The 20,180-nt window shown below is 68.3% G+C and carries 17 protein-coding genes; 12 read left to right on the plus strand and 5 right to left on the minus strand.

Annotation, left to right across the window (positions count from 1 at the left end; all coding sequences use genetic code 11):
* Positions 1-12 precede the first annotated feature (12 nt).
* The gene (locus OG788_RS18585; RefSeq protein ID WP_406372161.1) at positions 13-846 is read right to left on the minus strand and encodes a class E sortase; all 834 of its coding nucleotides are present in this window, start codon (positions 844-846) and stop codon (positions 13-15) included.
* Positions 847-1,202: 356 nt separating this feature from the next.
* Here OG788_RS18585 and OG788_RS18590 point away from each other — a divergent pair, with 356 nt between their 5' ends.
* The 10 genes from OG788_RS18590 (at position 1,203) to OG788_RS18635 (ending at position 14,926) form a co-directional block, all read left to right on the plus strand.
* Positions 1,203-2,678 (plus strand): beta-1,6-galactanase, encoded by a 1,476-nt coding sequence (locus OG788_RS18590; protein ID WP_406372163.1) that lies wholly within the window; start codon positions 1,203-1,205, stop codon positions 2,676-2,678.
* Positions 2,679-2,989: 311 nt separating this feature from the next.
* Entirely contained in the window at positions 2,990-4,000 is a 1,011-nt protein-coding gene (locus OG788_RS18595) for a hypothetical protein (RefSeq protein WP_406372164.1), read from the plus strand.
* A gap of 155 nt (positions 4,001-4,155) precedes the next feature.
* A complete protein-coding gene (locus tag OG788_RS18600; protein ID WP_406372165.1) occupies positions 4,156-4,548 on the plus strand; it encodes a very short patch repair endonuclease in 393 nt (130 codons plus the stop codon).
* A 264-nt stretch (positions 4,549-4,812) separates the two neighbouring features.
* Positions 4,813-7,365, plus strand: coding sequence for a Z1 domain-containing protein (locus OG788_RS18605; protein ID WP_406372167.1), 2,553 nt, complete (start codon positions 4,813-4,815; stop codon positions 7,363-7,365).
* Entirely contained in the window at positions 7,362-8,387 is a 1,026-nt protein-coding gene (locus tag OG788_RS18610; protein WP_406372169.1) for a PD-(D/E)XK motif protein, read from the plus strand. Before OG788_RS18605 ends, OG788_RS18610 begins: the two co-directional genes overlap by 4 nt.
* A complete protein-coding gene (locus tag OG788_RS18615) occupies positions 8,384-10,369 on the plus strand; it encodes a hypothetical protein (RefSeq protein ID WP_406372171.1) in 1,986 nt (661 codons plus the stop codon). The genes OG788_RS18610 and OG788_RS18615 overlap by 4 nt, the downstream gene beginning before the upstream one ends.
* Positions 10,366-11,262 (plus strand): hypothetical protein, encoded by an 897-nt coding sequence (locus OG788_RS18620; protein WP_406372173.1) that lies wholly within the window; start codon positions 10,366-10,368, stop codon positions 11,260-11,262. The genes OG788_RS18615 and OG788_RS18620 overlap by 4 nt, the downstream gene beginning before the upstream one ends.
* Positions 11,262-13,106 carry a DUF6339 family protein gene (locus OG788_RS18625; RefSeq protein WP_406372175.1) on the plus strand — a complete coding sequence of 615 codons (1,845 nt, stop codon included), beginning with the start codon at positions 11,262-11,264 and terminating at the stop codon, positions 13,104-13,106. The genes OG788_RS18620 and OG788_RS18625 overlap by 1 nt, the downstream gene beginning before the upstream one ends.
* Positions 13,107-13,115: 9 nt before the next feature.
* The gene (locus tag OG788_RS18630) at positions 13,116-14,465 is read left to right on the plus strand and encodes a DNA cytosine methyltransferase (RefSeq protein ID WP_406372176.1); all 1,350 of its coding nucleotides are present in this window, start codon (positions 13,116-13,118) and stop codon (positions 14,463-14,465) included.
* A 158-nt stretch (positions 14,466-14,623) separates the two neighbouring features.
* A complete protein-coding gene (locus OG788_RS18635; RefSeq protein ID WP_351541851.1) occupies positions 14,624-14,926 on the plus strand; it encodes a hypothetical protein in 303 nt (100 codons plus the stop codon).
* A 280-nt stretch (positions 14,927-15,206) separates the two neighbouring features.
* On the opposite strand, the gene OG788_RS18640 is transcribed toward OG788_RS18635, so the two are convergent.
* Positions 15,207-16,166, minus strand: coding sequence for a GlxA family transcriptional regulator (locus tag OG788_RS18640; RefSeq protein WP_406372178.1), 960 nt, complete (start codon positions 16,164-16,166; stop codon positions 15,207-15,209).
* A gap of 362 nt (positions 16,167-16,528) precedes the next feature.
* Between OG788_RS18640 and OG788_RS18645 the strand changes: the two genes are divergently transcribed.
* Both OG788_RS18645 and OG788_RS18650 read left to right on the plus strand, forming a co-directional pair.
* Complete coding sequence (locus tag OG788_RS18645) at positions 16,529-17,023, plus strand: DUF2269 family protein (RefSeq protein WP_406372180.1); 495 nt, start codon at positions 16,529-16,531, stop codon at positions 17,021-17,023.
* An 80-nt stretch (positions 17,024-17,103) separates the two neighbouring features.
* Positions 17,104-17,565 carry a levansucrase gene (locus OG788_RS18650; RefSeq protein ID WP_406372181.1) on the plus strand — a complete coding sequence of 154 codons (462 nt, stop codon included), beginning with the start codon at positions 17,104-17,106 and terminating at the stop codon, positions 17,563-17,565.
* 11 nt (positions 17,566-17,576) lie between these two features.
* Here OG788_RS18650 and OG788_RS18655 read toward each other — a convergent pair whose 3' ends face one another.
* From OG788_RS18655 to OG788_RS18665, 3 genes are all read right to left on the minus strand, one after another.
* Entirely contained in the window at positions 17,577-17,939 is a 363-nt protein-coding gene (locus OG788_RS18655; protein ID WP_406372183.1) for a VOC family protein, read from the minus strand.
* Between the two features lie 133 nt (positions 17,940-18,072).
* Positions 18,073-18,546 carry a hypothetical protein gene (locus tag OG788_RS18660; RefSeq protein ID WP_406372185.1) on the minus strand — a complete coding sequence of 158 codons (474 nt, stop codon included), beginning with the start codon at positions 18,544-18,546 and terminating at the stop codon, positions 18,073-18,075.
* 84 nt (positions 18,547-18,630) lie between these two features.
* Positions 18,631-20,145 (minus strand): MFS transporter, encoded by a 1,515-nt coding sequence (locus tag OG788_RS18665; RefSeq protein WP_351541857.1) that lies wholly within the window; start codon positions 20,143-20,145, stop codon positions 18,631-18,633.
* Between the last annotated feature and the right edge of the window lie 35 nt (positions 20,146-20,180).

Below are 20,180 nucleotides of genomic sequence, written 5' to 3' on the forward strand. Positions count from 1 at the left end.
GCCCGGCGTGCGTCATCGGGGGCGCATGGCGGTGAGCTTCCCCCACACCGCCATGCGGTACGTGGAGGTGTACTCGGGGGTGCAGGTCGTGAGCGTGATGTAGTACCCGGGCTCGCTGTACCCGTACGACGGCCGGACGGTGCTGCGGGGCACCGGGCGGATCACCCCTCCGTCCCGCGGGGAGGTGCGCGAGAGCGTCCGGTCGACGGTGTACGTGTAGACGGCGGCCTTCGTCTCGACGGTGATCGTGTCGCCGCGCCGGAGCCTCGGGAGGTACCGGAAGGGCTCCCCGTGCGTGTTCCGGTGCCCGGCGAGCGCGAAGTTCCCTGCCTGACCCGGCTGTTGGGTGCCCTTGTAGTGGCCGACATAGCCCTTGTTGAGGACGTCCGGCTTGCTGACACCCTCGGCGACGGGCACCCGGAGGGAGAGCCGGGGAATGCCGAGGACGGCGTAGGCCTGGGACCAACGGGGCCGCGTCCGGCCGCTGTCGGCCCCGGCCCGCCCGGAAGCGGACGAGGAGGACTGTCCGGCGGACCGCCCGCCGCCCCCGGCACCGGTCTGCCCCGGCTCGCCCTTCCCCTCCCCGCTCTCCTCCGTGCCGGGACCGGTGCTCGTGCCGGGGTCGGCACTCCCCGGAGCCGGGTTCCCCCACTCCCGCTCCAGCGCCTGCACCTTGCGCTCCGCGTTGTGCCGCGCCTGCCGGTTGGTCCACCACATCTGGTGCACGACCAGGAGGAGCAGCACCACTCCGACGGTGACGAGCACCTCGGCGCCGCTCCAGACCGCGCGCCGGTACACGGCCCGTCGTCGCCGCGTGCCGTGGTGCACGATCCCCGGAGCTCGCATCCCTACGCCCCCTTCGCCGGGCCGCACGATAGGCGGCACCCCGCCAACTCACCAGCCCCGCGCGGCTTTCGTACGCGACGACGCCCCCGCGCCCGACGAAGCGGGACCCCCACGACGGAACTCTCCCCAGAGGAGCCGCCGCATCCGTGACTGCTTCCTCCACTGGTTTTAGAAAGGGCTGTCACAACTCTCGACAACCCCACACGCCACACCCGATGCTTCCTGATGGCATCAGCGGGACGGGCGAGCGCCGGTGGGGACGAGCCGGCGGCCGAGTCGAAGTCGAGTCGTAATCCGACGGCCAACTCCGGTGGGACGACCGGCAGTTGCGCTTCAGACGGACGGAGAAGCCAGCCATGATCCGACGCAGAACACTTCTGGCCGCCGCGGGCGGTACGGCCCTCGGCAGCGCCCTGGCGACGGGCACCGCCCGCGCGGACGCGACGATCGCCGTCAACCCCGCCACGACGTACGGGAAATGGGAGGGCTGGGGCACTTCTCTGGCGTGGTGGGCCAACGTCTTCGGTGCCCGCGACGACTTCGCCGACCTCTTCTTCACCACGAAGTCGACCACGTACAACGGCGCTTCACGCCCCGGCCTGGGTATGACCATCGCCCGCTACAACCTCGGCGCGTGCAGCTGGAACACCGTGGGCGGCGAAAGTATGACCGCCTCCGCCAACATCCCCTCCTTCAAGCAGATCGAGGGCTACTGGCAGGACTGGAACAACGAGGACCCGACGTCGTCGGCCTGGAAATGGACGGCGGACGCCACCCAGCGCGCCGCCCTCACCAAGGCGACGGCACGCGGCGCGTCGAGCGAGCTGTTCGCCAACTCCCCGATGTGGTGGATGTGTCTGAACCACAACCCGTCGGGTGCGTCCGGCGGGGGCAACAACCTCCAGTCCTGGAACTACCGCCAGCACGCCTCCCACCTCGCGGCGGTCGCGCTCTACGCGAAGACGAACTGGGGTGTGAACTTCGCCACCGTGGAGGCGTTCAACGAGCCCGCCTCCAGCTGGTGGACGTCCACCGGCACGCAGGAGGGCTGTCACATGGACGCGTCCGTCCAGTCGGCCGTACTTCCTTATCTGCGCGGCGAGTTGGACAAGCGGGGCCTGACGGGCACCAAGATCTCCGCGTCGGACGAGACGAGCTACGACCTGGCCCGTACGACGTGGAACTCCTTCGGCTCGACGACCAAGGGCCTGGTCAACCGGGTCAACGTGCACGGCTACCAGGGTTCGGGCGGCCGCCGGGACCTCCTCTACACGGATGCCGTGACCTCCTCCGGCAAGGCGCTGTGGAACTCCGAGTACGGCGACGGTGACGGCACCGGACTGACCCTGGCGAGCAACCTCCTCCTCGACTTCCGCTGGCTGCACCCGACGGCCTGGGTCTACTGGCAGGTGATGGACCCCACGGCGGGCTGGGGCATGATCAAGTACGACGCGAGCACCCTGACGGCCGGCGCGGTGGAGACGAAGCTCTATGTGATGGCCCAGTTCAGCCGCCACATCCGCCCGGGGATGACGATCGTGGACACGGGCGTGGACTACGCGGTGGCGGCGTACGACGCGACGGCGAAGCGCCTGGTGATCGTCGCGGCCAACAAGGCCACGTCGGCCCAGACCCTGACCTTCGACCTCTCCCGTTTCACCACGGTCACCGGCGGCACGGGCGGCCTGGTCCCCCGCTGGAACACCCTGACCTCCGGCGGCGGCGACCTCTACACACCCCATTCGGACACCCACCTGACCGGCAAGACCCTCGCGGTGCCCTTCGCGGCGGGGGCGGTGCAGACGATGCAGGTGGACGGCGTGGTGGTGTGAGGCGAGGGTGAGAGGGCTCGTCGAAGGGGCCGCGGCAGGAGGAGTTGACCCGCGGGGCAGGGAGCCGGCCGACAGGCCAGGTCAGCCCGCCCGGCCCTGGCCGGGGCGTCGGCGAGCGCCCGGTCTCCGGCCGGGGCGCGGGCAGGCACGGGGCTCACGGCCCGGGCGCTGCCCGGCACGGACTCGATGACCTGGGCGTCGGGAAGCGATACCGCACCTCGGGGGATTACGGAATATGCCCCCGGGGACTCCCGCCTCTCTGGCCTGCAGGTCTCTCTCCTTGGCGGCCCGGCGGCAGTACGGTGTCCACCATGCGCCCCGACACGCCTGCCGAGAACGTCGACCACACCGCCGAAGCGGCTCGCCTGGAGCGGACCGCCGGCCTGTATCCGGAGGACGCCGAGCACCTGCTCCTGCAGGCCGCGGCCCACCTCGAACTGGCCGGCGACCGCCCCGGCGCCACCACTCTCTACGACCGCCTCCTCGCCTCGGACACCCCCTTGGAGGGGCCGTATCTGGTACGCGCCCTCAAGGCCTCGAACCTGTGGGAGTACGACCACGAGGCCGAGGCACGCGCGATCATCGACGGAGTCAGGGCCGCGGCCCCCCGTGACCCGGCCCCCTGGGTGATCGTGGCGGAGGCCCTGGAGTCGCACGACGAGCTGGAAGCGGCGCAGGACACCTTCACCGAGGGAGCGGTCCTGCTCCTGACGGACGTACCGGAACCCCCGTACTCCACGCTCCCCCTCCTCTTCGGCCGCCACCGCGTGCGCCGCATGCTGGGTGCGGCCCACGACGAGTGGGACGCCCTGGCCGACACCCTCCACTCGTCCCCGATCTCCCTGGACGAACTCCACGACCCGAAGCGGGTCTGGTCCCTCGGTTCGGACAACCCGGCGGAACTCCAGGCCGAGATCACCCGCCTCCAGGCCGAACTGGGCGCCTACCGCGAGGCCTTGTCGCGCCCCTTCCCGGTGGCGGTCCTCCACTGGTCGGCGCCCGAACTCGCGGAACTGGTCGCCGCGTACCCGGCCCTCACCGCCGAGTACCCCTCCCACGAGGAGCACCTCGCGACGATAGAGGCGTCCCTGCGCGAACTGGCCGCCTCCGGCACCCCGAACCTCGGCATCGTCACCGCCACGGTCCCGTCCTACGAGGCCTTCGCAGCCTCGGAGGCCTCGTCCCCGTCGGACACGACCCTGCTCCCCCAGTACGCGACGACGCTGGCGGCCCGGGGGTTGGCGGTCGCTTGGCCGCCGCAGCGGGGGGCGGCGTGCTGGTGCGGGTCGGAGGCGATTTACGGCGAGTGTCACGGGGTCTGAGTTCGGCGACTCACTCCCCGGGCGCCACGCACAGGCGCACTCGGCGCCCGGGGGCGTTTCGTCTCGTGGACACTTGCCGGACGTGATGCCGACGACGCCGGCAGAATGCACCTGTGGCTGATGCTGTTCCCTCCTCTCCCGCGGTGTCTGCTCGCATGAGCCGTCAAGGTTCCCGCGACACCGCGCCCGAAATCGCGGTTCGCCGCCTCCTGCACTCCTCCGGACTGCGCTACCGAGTGAACGTTCCCGTGCCCGGCCTGCCACGCCGCACGATCGATATCGTGTTCGGCAAGGCGAAGATCGCCATCTTCATGGACGGCTGCTTCTGGCACGGCTGCCCCGAGCACGCGACGCAGCCCAAGGCCAATGCCGAGTGGTGGCGCGCCAAGCTCAGCAAGAACGTGACACGCGATCGCGAGACAACCGATCACCTCCTCGCCGCGGGGTGGACCGTCCTCAGGTTCTGGGAGCACGAGTCGAGCGGGGACGTCGCACGCAAGATCCAGGCCGCTCTCGCCGCTCAGCAGTCGTCTCCGCGCGAACCCTGACACCACGGGCCGAGGACGACGGCAACCACCGAGAGCAAACGGGGCCCAAAAGGGAGAAAAACTCCACCGCGGGCCGGGCGAACCCGGGGGCTCAGCAAGATGGAGCCCTCGTTTCGCTTATCGGTGCCCACCACACCCAATAGTGTGTAGAAGTTGTGTGAGACGTGCCTACTGGTCCCTTGAGCCGCACCTCCATGAGGGGCAGCAGGTGGGGCCGTGGCACGGCGGCTTCAGGGAACGAGAGTGGGGGAACGGTCGATACTCATGACCGACGAATTCGATGGCATGTACGGGACGTTCAAGGCGCTCCTGGACGCGTTCCCCCCGACGGAAGCGATCAAGCGGCTCGAGCAGTTCGGCATCAGTCCCGAGGTCGTCGAGCAGATCCGTGAGCGACACGAGCAACAGACGATACGCATCAAGGAACTCGAAGAGCCGCATGCGGTGATTCTGGGCAACCGCGACACCTGGTACACAGGGCCGCAGTCCAGGGACAAATGCTGGCCCGCGATCGTGAACCTGCTCCGCAAGGACGGCTGGCCCGAGGATCCCTCGATCAGCAGCCTCGACGAAGCCTCAACCCGCATCGTCTCATTGCTGAACCACCCGAAGGAGAAGGCCTTCTCCACTCGCGGCTTGGTCGTGGGTTATGTGCAGTCCGGCAAGACGACCAATTTCACCTCGGTCGTGGCCAAGGCGGCCGACCGCGGCTACAAGTTGTTCATCGTCCTCGCCGGCATCCACAACGGCCTTCGGCGCCAGACGCAAGCCCGACTGGTGCAGCAGCTGGTGGAGCCGAATCCCTCCATGTGGTCTCAGCTGACCGGTCTCGACAAGGACTTCACACCGCAGGAGAACCCGGCTTCCTACTTCGGCAAGAGCAACAAGACACGCGTGCTCTGCGTTGTGAAGAAGAACGCCACGGTGCTGCGCAAGCTCGCACGATGGCTCGAGAAGGCGTCCGACTACCTCGAGGACTGCCCCGCTCTGATCATCGACGACGAAGCTGACCAGGCCACGGTGGCGACCAAGTCGATCAACCCGCTGATCCTCGACATCATGAGTTCGCTGCCGAGGAGCGCCTACGTCGGGTACACGGCCTCCCCCTTCGCGAACCTGCTCATCGACCCGAGCGCCGAGGATCTGTATCCCAAGGACTTCGTCGTCAATCTCCCGAAACCGGACGGGCATTTCGGCACCGAGGTGCTCTTCGGCCGCTATGCCCTCGACGGTGAGGACCCGGAGCAGGTCGACGACGGATACGACATGATCCGGTCGATCCCCGAGGACGACGTTCCCTGTGTACGCCCCGAGACCAGGGCCGACGTCGAGGGTTTCGAGCCTGTCATCACCGAGACCCTCCGTGCGGCAGTCGAGTACTTCTGGCTCGTCACGGCGGCCCGTCGCGTGCGCCGAACCGGCAATCCGCACAGCACGATGTTGATCCACACCAGCGTCAACACGTCCGTGCACAACAGCTTCGAGAGGCCGCTGAGGCGTCTGCGCGACCGATCCGCCCGGTCCTTGACCGACGCGGTCTTCCTCGCCCGACTGCGTGACCTGTGGGAGCGGGAGACGGAGCGCGTTCCGGCCGGAGACCTCGGCGAATCGAAGGTGCCGTTCGAGGAGTTGGTGCCGGAGCTGCCGCAGGTCCTGGACAACTGCCGCATCATCATGGACAACTCCGGCAGTGAGGACCGGCTCGACTACGAGAACGGTCCCGTCGTGGCGATCGCGGTGGGCGGCAACACCCTCTCCCGAGGGCTGACGCTGGAAGGCCTGTCGGTCAGCTACTTCGTCCGCGCCGTGTCCGCGTACGACACACTGCTGCAGATGGGACGTTGGTTCGGCTTCCGGAACGGATATGCCGATCTGCCTCGGATCTGGATGACCGACGAACTGGCCGAGTGGTTCCGTCACCTGGCCACGGTGGAAACCGAGATGCGCCGCGACATCGACATCTACATGACCGAGGACGAGACTCCTCGGACATTCGCCGTGCGTCTGCGCACCCACCCCAATCTACGAGTGACCGCCGCCGCCAAGATGCGCGACTCCGTCACGGCGGCCTCGTCGTACGGCGGCAAGCGGATCCAAACTCACTACTTCCACACCAACTCCGACTGGTTGAAAGGGAACATCAACGCCGCACGCGTCCTGGTCGCCGCCTCGGTCGCGAACGCGGTCAAGGTGGAGGATCGCTCGGCTCAGGGTCGATGGGTCTTCCGTGACGTGCCCCACGACGTCGTCATCGACTTCCTGTCGACCTACCAGTTCCATGAGAAGTCCCCGGAGAACGACGCCGGCCTGATCATCGACTACATCAGGAAGCGAGTGGCGACCGCCAGCTCACTCCGCCGGTGGAACGTCGCGATTGTCGGCAACCCACGTGGAGAGGACTTCGACTTCGCCGACAACGTGACCGTCGGGCTCAACGTCCGCGCACGCCTCGATCTCTCCAACCCCACACCCGACTTCGCAGACATCAAGACCCTGATGAGCCGCCGCGACGCCGCGGTGGATCTGATCGGTGACACCGCGACGCTGCCCGAGGAGGCCATCATGGACGAGCGTCGCGTCCAGCTCCCGGACACCGGCCTGCTGGTTCTGTACCCGATCGACAAGGTGTCCGAGCCGAGCCCGTCGAAGAATCGTCGTGTTCCGCTGGACGCCGCCGAGCACGTCATCGGCGTCGGACTGGTCTTCCCCAAGCCTTGGGACGAGGACAGCACGGTCAAGAAGTACATCTCGGCCGACCTGTCCAACGTGAGGATCGAGGACGAGGACTACAGCCTGCTCGACGGCGAGGACGCATGAACGACGACGCCCTCCGCACACTCATCGAGGAGCGTTGGACCGCGCTCGAGACCGAGCAGACCACGGGGGAACGACGCCTGCGCGTCGCCCAACTGCCTGTCGCCACGAAGGGCGGCCCCCTGACCCTGGCCGTCGACCACGACGGGCACCGCCACCTACTGGTGCCGATCCACACGAACCGCAAAGTACGTCCTGGCCTGGATGGTCCAGTACTCAGTCTGCACAAACGAATACTTGAGGACGAGCAGACCTACCAGGCCTATGCCGACCTCGCCTGCCGCCGCGACGATCTCAGCGATCTGTTCACCGAGCTGTGCGTGGACGTTCTCGGCGCGACCGACGAGCTGCCCGACAATCCGATCAAGGCGCTGTATCGCGTCCTCGACCGGTGGAAGGCCCTCTTCAAAACGCAGGGAGCACCACTGGGGCCGGACCAGCTCGCCGGGCTCTTCGGCGAGCTGGTCATCCTCAATCGCCTTCTCGCGGAGGACCCCAGCGCGCATCGACTGTGGCGCGGTCCCGAGGGACACCGTCACGACTTCTCGGCCGGGGTCAATGCCGTCGAAGTCAAATCGACCACCGAGGGCGAAGGGCGAAGGCCCCGGATTCACGGGCTCGATCAACTCGATGCACCCGAGGGCGGGACGCTCTGGCTGGCGTGGCTCCGCCTTCAGCCCGCGACCGCGAACAGTTCAGGCACCGCTTTCGTGCACATGGTCGATCGAGCCCTTCACCTGTGCGACGACGAGGGAGCGCTCCTCGAGTTGCTCGCCGGCGCCGGCTACCACGTTTCCGACTCCGACCGGTACCAGGAGGTGCGCTTCACGGTCCGTGAGGAGCGGTGGTACCGAGTCGGTGCCGATTTCCCGGGGCTCACCCGCCTGGCACTCAAGTCGGCAGGTCTGTCCGTGTCGGCTCTGGACGTCGAGTACACCATCGACCTGTCCGGCGACACGCCTGCTCCGCTGCCCCCCGACGAGGTGTCCCGGGTGACCCAAAACCTGATCCAGGAGTCCGTGTGACCGGTCCTCGCTGGTTCTCCCAGCCTTATCCACCGGAAGGCGCAAGCGCCGCCGAGGGCATCCGCAACCAGCTCGGTCGGCCGGAACTCGATCTGCTCACCATTCTCGTGCGCGAGTCCGCGCAGAACAGCTGGGATGCCCGTGTCAGGCAGCCCGCCCCCACGGTCGACTACCGCATCGACATGTGGACCGTCGGGCCGGCCCACACCGGCGCATGGCGCGAGCTCCTGATCGACGGCGCGCCCAGCGACGCCGAGACATTTCCCTTGCGGGACACCCTGCGGCGCGGCCCGATACGCGTCCTGGCCGTCTCGGACCGCGGCACGCGAGGGCTGGGAGGGCCCACCCGCGCTGACGACGCCGTCGGTTCCGAACGCGACTTCGTCTCCTTCATTCGCAACATCGGGGAGCCACGCGACACTGCTCTGGGCGGCGGCACCTACGGTTTCGGCAAGGGCATCTTCTACCTGCTGTCCAAGTCCGGAACCGTCCTGGTCCACTCCCGGTGCCGCACAAACCGGGGAGGTTACGAGACCCGTCTCATCGGCTGCACGCTCTGGAAGAGCTACACGGCCGCCGAGCCCTCCGGAAAGCGCCGTTACACCGGCCGGCACTGGTGGGGCGACACTTCGGGAGACGTCATCGAACCCCTGGTCGACCAAGAGGCGGACGCCACTGCTCAACGTCTCGGTCTCAAGTCCTTCGGTCCCGAGGAGACAGGGACCACGGTCGTCGTCATCGATCCGAATCTGGACGATCTCGAACCCACCCAGGCGGCCGACTACTTGGCAGAGACCATCACCTGGCATCTCTGGCCGAAGATGATCTCGACGGATGGCAGACCACCCGCCATGAGCTTCTCCGTCACCTGTGACGGCGTCCACCATTCCGTACCGGATCCGCGCGACACCCGCCCGCTCCACATGTTCGTCGCCGCCTACGAGACCATGACCGGGCCGGACGGCAGCGATCTGCATTGCCTGAGGCCGAAGAGGTATCTGGGGCGCCTCGGGCTGGTGAAAAGGATCATGCCGCCGCTGGAACCGACGCGTGCTTCCCGCATGCTCGACATCGAGGACCTCGTCCATCACGTCTGCCTGATGCGCCCCGCGGAGCTCGTCGTCACGTACCACCCCGGGCCCAAGCCCCCCAGTGTGAATCAGGGTTACGCCGGCGTCTTCCGCGCGGACGAGGACATGGACGACATCTACGCGAAGGCCGAACCACCCACGCACGACGCCTGGAACGGTCAGTCTCTCGACAGGCCCGAGAGCACCTTCGTGCATACGACATTCACGCGCATCGCGGAGGCTCAGGCGCGGCTCCTCTCCCTCGGCGGAGTCGCGCGTTCGGGTTCCGCCAATGTCGCGCTGGGAGCTGCCAGTTCACTCTTCTCCGGACTGGTGGGGGGAGCCTGGGGGATCGGGGGAGCCACCGCGTACTCCAAGCCCGGAAGCACCGCCGTGCGAACCTCACGGCAGGACACTGCCGAGGAGAACTCGTCGGTATCGGGCCGACCCGCCGCGACCGCGTCCCGTACGAGGTCGCTCCCGCCCGTCGGAGCGGCAGGCCCGGCCGATATCGAGGACAACGGTCCTTCGTTCGCGGACTCACCTGAGAGCGGTGCGGCCGACACGCCTCGCCGTCGTCCACGAGTTCAGTACGTCGGCGATCCCTACTACGACGAACGAGGCGACGCCTCCGTGCTCGTCCAGGACTTCCGACTGCCTGTGCCCGGACCGCAGCGAGTACATATCGACCTTGCCGTCACACTCCCGGGAACCGGCGGTCGGGAGACTGATCCGCCCCTGGGGGCCGGCATCCCTGTGCTCCTTGGTTGGGAGGACGGCGACGGTCACCTGCATGCCACGGAGACGTTGGTGATCAACGGCGGCGAGTATGTCTGGCGCGCGCTCGTGTGCCCCGCCCCGGACACCATGACCGAAATCGGCATCAAGGTCGAAGCGGTGAAGACCACATGACTCGGCGCGTTCTTCCGTACCGCGTCCCGACCGAGGACGTCATGATGGCCGAGCCGTGGTTGTTGGTGACGGAGGACGGCGAAATCGCCCTGCCCGAGGCGCTGCCGGACTGGGACTACCAGATGGACCTACACCTGCGCAGGACCGTTCGTGTCGACCTGGATCGGGTCCGCTCGCAGTCGGGCCTTCCGAACAACACGGCGCTCGTGCTCGCGGTCGTCTGGACGGCCACCGGATCCAACCTGAGCGGACCGGCTCGGCACATACGCCTGACCGCCGGCGGGACAGAGAAGGTGGAGTTGGACGTCCGCCTGCGGGGCGCCGATCTGGGCGGCCTTCTCCTCCTGGACACCGCCCTGGTCCTGGCCGAACGCCGGAGCGACGCTCGTCCCTCCTCGCCCCGACGGGCCGGCTCCGTGCTGTGGAGCGATCGGGAGACTCTGCGTCTCCAAGGAGACGCACCGCAGTTCCCCATGGCTGTGATCGACTTCGCCCGAACCTCTTTTCCCGAAACCGCGGCTTGGCATCTGCAGATCAGCGGAGGACTGGAGAGCGCGACCATGGGGTCGCTGCTCCTGCTGGTCAACGAGCGGAACACCGTTACCGCCACGGCATTCGAGAACGCCGGCAAGCCTCGTCAGGTCGATCGAATCGTGCTCTCCGCGGTGTACGCGGACGCCGCACGAACAATGGTCGAGCACGCTCTCGGTCACGACGACTTCGCCGAGGACGCGGACTTCGCCGACGGCTCACTGGGCGCCACGCTGTTGAGCCTGTTCGACCAACTCTTCCCCGGGCAGTCGATCAATGACATCCGGTTGCGTCGACGCCAGTCACCCGCTCTGTTCGCGTCGGACCTGCAGGCAGCAGTCAAGATCTTCGAGGTGTCGTGATGAGCTTCCTGTACCCCCGCCTGCTCGCCGAACAGGCCAGACCGCTCTTCGAGGAGTACCGGCACCTGACGACCGCCGAACTGGCCGGTCGAGTGTCAGCAACCCACGAGTCGGCCGTGTACGTGGCCACCGGTGGCGACCGAGTCTCCCCTCACCGGCTTCAGGAACTGCGTACCGGCGTCGTCGACCTTGCCAAGCGCGCAGGCTTTCCCGACGAGTCCGACCGTGCCCGCAACGCCGAGTTCGACCTCCAGTTGGCGGCCCTTCTGCATGCCGAGATGGGTATGGTGCCCGCCGAAGCCGCTTCGAGGGACGTCTGGGCCTTCCTCGCGCTGGTCCTGCTCCCGGACGTCGCCTTCTGGCGCTATCCGCAGCCCCCCAGGGATCGGGTCCTGGGCACGGACCTCACTCGCCATGTCTTCGGCCGGCTGTGGTGGCGGGCTCAGCTCGTGCGCTCCTCCGATGCCCCGGAGCCGTACAGCGCGCTCGAGATCCTCGGCGAGGCCGCCTTCGACCAGATCTACGCCCGCCGTGCCGCACTCGGTGGCAGCCCGCACATGGTTCGAGCCATCCTCCGCGTCTGGAAGGACCTCGATCTCACGGGCCTGAACGAGCGCGAGACCCTGCGCGACTTCCTCAAGAGGCTGCTGCGGCTCGCCCCGTTCGTGCTCTTCGACGGCATCGAGGAAAGGGCTCTGGACGACGAGCTTCGGGCGGTCGCCAGGGAGTCGGTCAACGCCCAACGCGCGGCTTCCCCGCGCCCCGAGGACCACTCACCGGAGACCGGACGAGACGCTGATCGGAACAGCTCCGCCGCTGTACGGTCACCCATGACCGCGCCTGCTGGGAGACAACCCACTCCGCAGTCCGGCGCGACGACGCCGATCGAACCCCGGCGTTTCAGCTCGGTGGAGGTCTGCGCCGGGTCCGGAGCCCAGGCGCTCGGACTCGAACGTGCCGGATTCGACCCCATGCTGCTCATCGACAGCAAGGCCGACGCCTGCTTCACGATCGATCTCAACCGACCCGGCTGGGACGTGATCTGCATGGACGTGGCGCAATTCCACCCAGGCATGCGCCCCGATGCTCGGGGCGTCGATCTCGTCAGCGGTGGACTCCCTCGGGTGAAGTCCTCCGCCACCGTGGGTCGCTCCGAGGACACGGAGGAACGTGGCGTTCTCAGGGCCGTGATCGGGCTCATACGCGAGATCGACCCGAAAGCCGTGCTCCTGGAGAATGTTCCGGACCTCGTCGAGAGTCCTGATTTCGAAACCGACCGCTCATGGATCGAGGCCCAGCTCGGCGACGCGGGCTACCGCTGGAGTTGGCGAGTCCTCAATGCCTCGGACTTCGGTGTACCGCAGAACCGCAGCAGCGGCTTCCTAGTCGCCTTGAAGAACCCGTACTTCTCTCGATTCGCCTGGCCCGAACGGGACGCGTCGCCTCCCCCCACCGTCGGCCAGGTACTCGGCCCCTCCATGTCCGCGGACGGGTGGCCCGGAGTGGAACGCTGGATCAAGGGCGCCGATCGCATCGCACCCGCGCTGGTCGGAGGGTCGGACCGGCGTGGCGGTGCCGACCTCGGCCCCACCGGCAGCAAAAAGGCATGGGCCTCGCTCGGAGTGAACGGCAACAGTCTCGGCGACGAACCCCCTGACTCGAGTTTTCCCGCGGACGGCCAACCCAAGCTGACCGTCGACCAAGCCGCGACGATCCAGGCCATCCCCGCGGAATGGCGCTTCTTCGGTGGCAAGACGTCCAGGTACCGACAGATCGGCCACGCGATGCCACCGCCTCTGGCAACAGCCGTCGGACGGGCCGTCGCGGCCGCACTCCGAAGCTAAGATCGGCCCATGCACACGCCCCGCCCCCTCGACCCCCGGCCCATCACTGTCCTCGACCTGTTCAGCGGGTGTGGCGGCTTCACTCAGGGGTTCCACGAGTTCCGCCCCGAGGGGGCAAAGGGCGGCGGGCCCGTGTTCCACAGTGTCGCGGCGGTCGAACACGACCTCGCCGCGGCTGCCACCTACGCCGTGAACTTCGGAAGTCGCCGCCCGGACGAGAGCCTTCCGGAAGCCCGGGTACACCTCGAAGACATTGAGGAATGGAAGCCGTCGGAGGAAGCCCTCCACGCAGACGTGGTGGTCGGAGGTCCTCCGTGCCAGGGCTTTTCTGCCCTGAACCGACACAAGAAGGGCTTGGAACGCAATCGCCTGTGGGAGGAATACGTTCACATCGTGGCGAAAATTCGCCCGAAGGTATTCGTGATCGAGAATGTCGATCGCTTTCTCAAGTCGGACGAATTCCAGAATCTGCTCAGCGAGGTGCAACAGGGCGGCTTGTTGAGCGAGTACAAACTGATCGATCCCCCCGGTCATGTACCGACTGAAACAGAGGAACGCAAACACAAGCGCTACCTCCTCAACGCCGCCGACTACGGCGCGCCCCAGGCTCGAAGGCGTGCCATCGTCATCGGTGTCCGTCGAGACATCGACACAGATCGAGCCATGACCTACCCCGCGGCGACTCACGTACGACGCCCGAAGGGCGCCCTCGACGCCTCGGTTCAGCCGCTCGACGGCATCAAGGACGGCCCCTATTGGCGCTCGGTCGACGGGGTGTTCGACGAGTCGAAGCCACTCCCCCTGCAAGGGACCGAACTTCCGGACGGCAAGGACTACATTGCCGATGTGGAGACCATGGTCTCCGGAATCTTCACGACACGCGATCTCCACTTCGGCCGAAACCCTGAACCGCTTTCACGAGCCCGCTACCGAGCAATCCCCCGAGGCGGAAACCGCAAGGATCTTCGCGGCAAGTGGTTCACCGTGGACGAGGACGGCGAAATTCGGATCTTCGAAACCCGGAATCCTTCCGGCGTGAAGACACCGGTCGGGCCCCTCTCCACCGACAGCTGGGACAAGCACGATACGGGCACCGGAGACGTCATGGGTCGACTGCGCCTGGGCGAGCCCTCGGTAACCATCCGAACCGAGTTCTTCAAGCCCGAGAAGGGTCGCTACCTTCACCCGACCGAGCACCGACCGATCACCCACTACGAGGCCGCCCGGATACAGGGCTTCCCCCTCGACTTCCGCTGGTGCGGCTCGAAAACCGATATCGCACGACAGATCGGCAATGCCGTTCCCATCCCTCTCGGTACGGCCATCGCCTCGGCCATCCACGCCTATCTGCGCGGTTGACCAGGCCGACTGGACGGCCGCATCGGTGGAGGTCGTGCATTGAGGCCAATGATCTGGGCCCGGGCGGAGCGGACCTCTCCGATGTGCCGGAAAGGTGGGCACCCGTCTACTCAATTCCACTCCCGCGTTAGCCTCGGGTGACGAACGAGGAGGCAGTGATGGCGAAGGTTCCGGCCGCGATGGTGGCCGCCGGCGGGCTTGTCGGTGGGTACGGCGTCGCCCGTTGGACGAGGAAGCGGCAGTTGGGCGGGGTCGTGCTGGCCGCCGCCGGGGCTGTCGCCGCGCAGCAGTGGAAGCAGCAGGCCGGCGGGAAGGCCGCCGGGGCGTTGACCGCCGGTTACGTCGCCGCCTTCGCCGGGTCGCATCCGCTGGCCAAGAAGGTGGGCGCCTGGCCTGCCGTCTTCGGCGTCGCCGGTGCCATGGCCCTCGCCTCCTGGGCCGTCGCCGACCGGCGGGCCTGAACGATCCGCTGACCGGCGGGCCCGAGCCACTCACCGACCGGCCGGCCTGAACACGCTGCTCACTCGCGGGCCCGAGCAGCTCGCCGACCCCGGCGGGCCCGGCCATTCGTCGGCCGGTGGGCCGGAACGGCTCGGCTCCCCTCCCCCCTTCAGGGAGCCGGGTCAGGGATCAGGGGTGAGGGATCAGGAGTCAGGGATCAGGGGTCAGGGATCAGGGGTCAGGGAGCCCGGTCACAGAATCCGGCCCGGTCACAGAACCCGGCCCGGTCACGGAACCCCGTCAGGACACCCCCACCCCCCGGAACGCCCGCCGATACGCGTACGGGCTCGTCCCCACCACCCGCTTGAAGCGGTCCCGGAAAGCCGTCGGGGAGCCGAAGCCCGCCTGGGACGCGATGCGTTCGACCGGGTAGGTGGTCGTCTCCAGGAGGTACTGGGCGCGGCGTACCCGGGCCCGGTGGAGCCACTGGAGCGGTGTCGTGCCGGTCTGTTCGCGGAAGCGGCGGTTGAGCGTGCGGGTACTCATGCCGGCGTGGTCCGCGATGTTCTCCAGGGTCAGCTCGCGGTCCGCGTTCTCCTCCAGCCAGACGAGGAGCGGCTCCATGGTCGTCCCGGCCGGTACCGGCGGCTGTGCGTGGACGATGAACTGGGCCTGGCCGCCCTCCCGTTCGAGCGGCATGACGGACAGCCGGGCCGCGTGTGCGGCGACCGCCGAGCCGTGGTCCTTGCGGATCATGTGCAGGCACAGGTCCAGGGCCGCCGCCGCGCCCGCAGAGGTGAGGAACTGGCCGTTGTCGACGTAGAGGACGTTCGGGTCGACGGTCACCGCGGGGTACTTCGCTGCCAGTTCACCGGCCGCGAGCCAGTGTGTGGTCGCTCGGAGTCCGTCCAGCAGGCCCGTGGCGGCGAAGACGAACGCGCCGACGCAGATCGACGCGATCCGCGTACCGTTCGCGGCGGCAGCGCGCAGCGCCTCGGCGACGCCCGGCGGGAGGGGAGCGGACGGGTCGGCGACGCCCGGCAGGATGATCGTGTCCGCCTCGGCCAGCGCCTCCAGACCGTACGGGGCGCGCAGCGTGAACGGGCCCGCGCTCACCTCCGTGTCAGCGGTGACCGAGCACACCCGGGTCCGGTACGCGGGCCGCCCGTCGGGCAGCCGGGCCCAGCCGAAGGTGTCGATCGGGGCGGAGAGGTCGAACGGGATGACCTGGTCCAGTGCCAGTACGGCCACGGTGTGCATGGCTGGAGCCTAGGCGTACGCCGGATTCCCGTCACCCGGAGAAGCTACGAGCAGCCGGGCGCACACCGGCATGAACAGAACCCGAAGCCCGGCCCCGGCCCCGGCCAGCGATGGAGACCAATCCGGATCAGCCATGCAGCCCAGCCCTGATCAGCCATGCGACCGAGTCCGGATCGGGCATGCAACCCGGCTTGGACCCGCCACGCGGCCCGACCCGGGCCGGCCGTGAAGCCGCCTGACGGCCGGCCCGGACCAGCCATGCGGCCCAGTTCGGACCAGCCGTCAGGTGGTGGCTGGAATCCGTTGCTCCCTGGCAGAAGTGCCACTTCTGCAAGATCCGCCCCGGAACCTACCGTCACCCCGTGACCAAGTTCCTCCTCGCCGTCCATGTCATCGCCGCGATCGTCGCCATCGGGCCCGTCACGGTGGCCGCGAGCATGTTCCCGCCGGCCGCGCGCAAGGTTCTCGACGCGCCGGACGGCGCGGACGCCCTCGCCACCACGCGGCTGCTGCACCGCATCTGCCGGGTGTACGCCGTGGTGGGCGTCGTCGTTCCCGTCTTCGGGTTCGCCACGGCGAACTCCATGGGCGTGCTCGGCGACACCTGGCTGATCGTCTCGATCGCGCTGACCGCACTCGCGGCCGTGGTCCTCGCCGCGCTGGTGCTGCCCCGGCAGAGCGCGATCCTGGAGGTCCTGACCGCGGAGGGCCTGACCGCGGACGGCCTGACCCCGGAGAGGGCGGGAGACCGTGCGGCGACCGTGCGGCTCGCGATGTTCACCGGGATCTTCAACCTGCTGTGGGCCACCGTCACCGTCCTGATGATCATCCGGCCGGGGTCCACCACAGGGGCTTAGCGTGCCGTCTCCGGGGGCCTAAGATCCCGCCCCTGTACGCACACCAGGATCAGTCGGCGCCGGGCACCTACCTGGCCTTCGTGGAACGTCAGTTGACCGAGGACGGTTGCGCCACGCGGTGGGAGGACTGGGCCGGGGTGCCCGTACTCGTCGGGCGGCGGGCCGAGTTCCGGATGCGCTGGATGGCGACGAAGCTGCATCTGTTCACGGTGGCCGCGGCCGTCCCGGAGATAACCGTGCCGGCTCTCTCCGGCTTCACCGACCAGGTGATGCGGTACGCCAAGGACACCAAGGGCGGTCTGCCCGTCGGCATGCAGAACGGCATCGGCGCCTTCCCGCTGCTGGTCAGCGACCGGGTCGATCCGGCGGCCGTGCAGTGGGCCGAGGCGCAGCAGCGGGTCAAGTTCGCCTGCATGACCCGGCCCGTCGTGGTCGACAGTTCGCGCCAGTACGTCGGGATGTACCGCGGCAAGCCGGTCCTCGGACGCGTCTACGCCTCGTACTTCAACGAGAAGGGTTCCCGGTACTTCTACGGCCAGTGAGGGCACGGGACTTACGGGCCCCGATGCCCCAGCACATTCACCACCCGCCCGTTCGGATCCCGTACGAAGAACCGCCGTACGCCCCACTCCTCGTCCCGCAGCTCCCGCAGGACCTCCGCACCCGACGCCATCACCTGCGCGTACACGGCGTCGACGTCCTCGACCTCCACGCTCAGGTCGGGGACGACGGGAGCGGTGCGTTCCTCGGTGAGGAAGCTGATCTGGGCGGTGGGGTTGGACGGGGACGCGAGGGTCATGACCCAGCCCTGGTTCATGACCTCCTCGAGGCCGAGCAGGCCGTAGAAGTCCCGGTTCGTCGTCATGTCCTGCTCGGACCCGACCTGGATGTCGGGGACGATCCTGCGGATGGTCACCGGTGTCCTCCTCGCGACACAGGGGCAGGGGCCGACGTCCGTGACGGACGGCGGCCGACGTCCGTGACGCACAGCGGGCGCGGTGCGTGACGAGCAGTCGGCCGGCGCGCCACGGACCATCGGACGAACGGTCTCACGACCGGGCGGCCAGGCTCAGTTCCTCCTCCCACGCGTCCACCAGGTCCGCCCGGAACTGCCGTGCCACCGCGGCCACGAACAGCACGGCGGCAGCCCCCACCAGGGTGAGGAACGCCCACGTCAGCGGCCACGCGTCGGCGAAGCCGTCCGGGGGGCCTGGGTGGGTGCGCAGCGACACGTACAGCAGGGTCGCCGGAGGTGCCACGACCAGCAGCAACGGCCAGGCCAGCGCGTCCCGGTGCCCGAAGTGGACGGCCAGGAGCAGCAGGGCCGCGCCGAGGGCGAGGACTCCCGTCCCGGTCACCGGGGTGGTCTCCACGACGGAGTCCGGCGTCTCGGGGCGGTTGCGCAGGTCCCAGGGAAGGCAGATGAGGTACGCCGCGCAGGACAGGGCGGCGCCGAGCACGCGCGTCAGCCAGCGTTCCGGCCAGGGGCACGTTCGCAAGGGGCGGAGCAGCTTCTCGGTCATGCGTACGAGGGTTCCGCGCACGGCGGGGGCGCGACAGAGTACGCGTACTCAGAACGGGATACTCAGAAGGCGCGGGGGCCCGACTCAGGTCGCCTGCGCGGACGATGCCGACGAGGACGCGTCGGCCGTGGCGGGTGCCGTCGACAGCGGCGCGGCGATGTCCTCCAGGGAGCGGCGCTCGGCGTCGACCGCCAGGAACACGGCGACCAGGCCCGCGGCGCACATCAGGCCGGCGCCGATCTGGAAGGCGAGCACCGTGTCGCCGACGACGCCGGACTTGGTGAGGTCGGCGAAGACCAGCGGCCCGCTGATGCCGCCGGCGGCGGTGCCGATGGCGTAGAAGAAGGCGATGGCCATCGCCCGGGTCTCCATGGGGAAGACCTCGGAGACGGTCAGATAGGCGCTGGAGGCACCCGCCGACGCGAAGAAGAGCACCACGCACCAGCAAGCTGTCATCGTCACCGCGTCGAGCGAGCCCTGGTCGAAGAGCCATGCCGTGCCGAACAGCAGCACACCCGAGAGCAGATAGGTCGAGGAGATCATCACCCGGCGGCCGACGGTGTCGAAGAGCTTGCCAAGGAGCAGCGGGCCGAGGAAGTTGCCGGCCGCGATGACGGCGAAGTAGTAGCCGGTGCCGCCGGTGGGCACGTCGAAGAACGTGGTGAGGATCGAGCCGAAGCCGAAGGTGATCGCGTTGTAGAGGAAGGCCTGGCCGATGAAGAGGGCGAGGCCGAGCACGGCCCGTTTCGGGTAGCGCCCGAAGACGGTCCTGGCGATCACGCCGAAGCCGATGCTCTTGCGCTGCTGGATGGTGATCTCGCCCTCGGGAGGCGGCAGCGGTGTGCCCTTCTCCTCCTCGATCTCCCGCTCGACGGAGCCGACCAGATCTTCCGCCTCCGCGCCGCGGCCGTGGATGAACTGCCACCGCGGGCTCTCCGGCACATGCCGCCTGACCAGCAGGATCACCAGACCGAGGACGACACCGAGGCCGAAGGTCAGCCGCCAGCCGAGGTCCTTGGGGAAGATGTCCGTGTTCAGCATGACGATCGACAGCAGCGCGCCGCCGATCGCGCCGAGCCAGTAGCTGCCGTTGATGATCAGGTCGACGCGGCCGCGGAACTTGGCGGGGATGAGCTCGTCGATCGCCGAGTTGATGGCCGCGTACTCGCCGCCGATGCCGAAGCCGGTGAGGAAGCGGAAGGTGAAGAACCACCAGGCGTCGAAGGACAGCGCGGTCAGCGCGGTCGCCGAGAGGTAGACGACGAGGGTGATCATGAAGAGCTTCTTGCGGCCGTGCCGGTCCGTCAGCCACCCGAAGAACAGGGCGCCCGCGCAGGCGCCGGCCACATAGAGCGCCGCCGCGATACCCGTGACCTGCGCCGAGGAGACGGCCAGGCCGCTGCCCTCCTCGGAGAGCCGGCCCGCGATGTTGCCGACGGTCGTGACCTCGAGGCCGTCCAGGATCCAGACGGTCCCGAGGCCGATCACGATCATCCAGTGCCAGCGGGACCACGGCAGACGGTCCAGGCGGGCGGGCACGTCCGTCGTGACGGTATCGGTGGAGGCGGGCGTCGGAACCGGCGAGGCTGGGGCTGACATGGGCTCCCTCTTCTTCGGACGAACCCCGCCCGGGT

Origin of the sequence: Streptomyces sp. NBC_00647 (assembly GCF_045207245.1) — a bacterium.
Taxonomy (GTDB): domain Bacteria; phylum Actinomycetota; class Actinomycetes; order Streptomycetales; family Streptomycetaceae; genus Streptomyces.